This is a genomic window from Streptomyces flavofungini, from assembly GCF_041028215.1.
In the GTDB taxonomy this organism is placed as follows: domain Bacteria; phylum Actinomycetota; class Actinomycetes; order Streptomycetales; family Streptomycetaceae; genus Streptomyces; species Streptomyces flavofungini_B.
The window spans coordinates 1-2,197 of record NZ_JASKYR010001053.1 but is presented as its reverse complement, the minus strand read 5'-3'; the positions used below and the strand labels follow the sequence as shown (position 1 = coordinate 2,197).

Below are 2,197 nucleotides of genomic sequence, written 5' to 3'. Positions count from 1 at the left end.
GGCGACGAGCCGCTGGCCGGGGCCGTCGCCGCGGCGGCCGTACGCGGCGACGGCCCCGGCCAGCGGCTCGTCGCCTACGTGGTGCACCGCGAGGGCACCTCCCCCACGGACGCCGCGCTCCGCGCCCACCTCGCCGCCCGGCTCCCCGGGCGCCAGACAGGACCAACGGCCCCTGCCCGCAGGGCAGTAAGTCCCGGAAAGGACGCCGGGGCCGGTGTGCGCACCGATCCGGCAGGCGCCGCTCAGTACAGCCTGTTCACCGCTGTGACGGTGGTCTTCTTGAAGTCGGCCACCTGGGCGTCGGCGAAACCACCCAGCTGGCCCCACCGCACGAGCGTCACGGTGTTGCCGTCGCGGCCCACCGAGAACATGTTGATGTCGGAGGCGCCCCAGGAGGCACTGGTGTGGACGCCGTAGACATGCGCGCCCTCCTCGACGTCCAGCTTGCCGTAGTACTTCTGCTCGGCGGTGATGTCGGGGTTCTCCGCCATGACCTTCTTGGCGCACCCGTCGAGCTTCGTGCGCAGCAGGGCCGCGTAGTCCTTGGCCCGCCGCTCACTGCGCTCGACGACCGTCACCTGAAGGGCGGTGGCGTCCATGTCGGTGCGGTAGACGCGGTGCACCGAGGTGGAAGGGAACGCCTCGCCGACACACATCGGCAGCGGGTCCGGCTGCCCCGCCGTGACCGGCCCCGCGGTCCAGGCCGACGTCGCGTGCGGCGGAAGCTGCGAGGGCGCCAGGAAACGGGGCGTACCGGCCGCGGCGGCCGGTACCGTCGCCGCCGCCACGGCGGTCGCCGCCACCACCGCCGCGGCCCCGGCGAACAGACCCCTGTTGACGCGCATGTCCGTCTTCATCTTTTCCCCCAAGTCGTCATGTCGGCCCCGTTGTCCGGGCGGACATCCCCGCCCTTCTGACCCGACACCCCATACGACCCGCCGGGGCCCGCGTACGTTGCCCTGCCGCACGTCACAGCTCCGTACCGCATGTCACCGGACAGCAACAGCGACAGGGCTGTGACCAACGCACGATTCACTCGTTTGAGAGGCGTCAGGACGCAACGTCGTCAGCCCTTGGAAGGGTTCCTTGACCCGATGAGCACATCTCAGCGGCGCCCGGCCAAACGGCCGGGGCCCGTGGCCGTCGACCAGGCCGAGGCCGCCATCGTCGACCAGTACACCCGGCTCGTGCGCCTCGCCTACCTCACCCTCCCCCGGACCCTCAGCAGGCACCGCAGGGTCCTGATCGCCCACGCGCTCGTGCAGCGCGCCCTGCCCCGTTTCCGGATAGGTCTGCCGACGCCGAGGGTCCCCCGGCAGCGTGCGGGTGACCGCTCGCAGGGTGCGGCCTGGGCGCGGGCGAAGGTCCTCGGGGCGGCCCTGGCCCATGAGCGCCGTCCGCGCGGCTGGCCGCGCCGGCTGCCGCCGCCCCGTGAGCTGCGGCCCATGCTTCCCGTCGTCTGGGGGCTGCGGCTGTTCCCGCGCGCGGGCGGCACCGAGGAGATCGCCCTGAACCAGATCCTCTCCGAGGTCTCGGCGCCCGCCCGCGCGGCGTTCGTGCTGCGCAGGCTCGACGGTCTGCCGCCCGCGGAGGTGGTGGAGCTGCTCGCCGCCGCCGACGTGGCCGACCCGGAGGCGGCGCTGCGCGTCGCCTGCCGTCTGGAGGAGACCGTCGGCGACGCCGCGCGGACCCTGCTGCGCTCGCAGGAGTTCGACGCCTGCCACGTCCAGACCCGGCCCACCGACCTGCTGCGCCGCAGGCGCCGCGTCCGGCTCGCCTGGTGCACCGCGGGGGCGGTCGCCGCCGTGGGCTGCGCGGCGCTCGTCACCGTCGGCCCCGTCACCCGGGAGCCCGCCGCACGCCCCGTCGGCTCGCGCGCCGCGATCGACGCCGACGCGCTGCTCCGCACCTCCGCCGGCACCTGGTCCGACACCTCACGGGTGGACTTCACCGCCTGGCCCGCGCGCGGCGGCCGCAGCGACGACCGGGCACTGATCACCCGCGCGCTCTCCGCCTGGACCGAGCCGCCCGAAGGCACCCGCGTCACCACCACGCCGACCACCACCACCGAACCGCCCCCGAAGACCACCCAGCTCCTGTTCGCCGACGACGTCGGCCGGGAAGCGGTCGTGCTCTTCCACGACGGCCGCCGCGTCGTGCGCTATGCCGAGCCCGACTCCCCCGCCGCCCCCGTCTC

At 74.4% G+C, this 2,197-nt stretch carries 1 protein-coding gene and 1 pseudogene; one reads left to right on the top strand and one right to left on the bottom strand.

The window, feature by feature from the left end:
- Nucleotides 1-242: 242 nt before the first annotated feature.
- Nucleotides 243-845 carry a hypothetical protein gene (locus AB8Z36_RS38265; protein ID WP_369217975.1) on the bottom strand — a complete coding sequence of 201 codons (603 nt, stop codon included), beginning with the start codon at nt 843-845 and terminating at the stop codon, nt 243-245.
- 249 nt (nt 846-1,094) lie between these two features.
- On the opposite strand from AB8Z36_RS38265, the pseudogene AB8Z36_RS38260 reads away from it, so the two are divergent.
- Nucleotides 1,095-2,197: pseudogene (locus AB8Z36_RS38260) on the top strand (hypothetical protein); the annotation flags it as partial.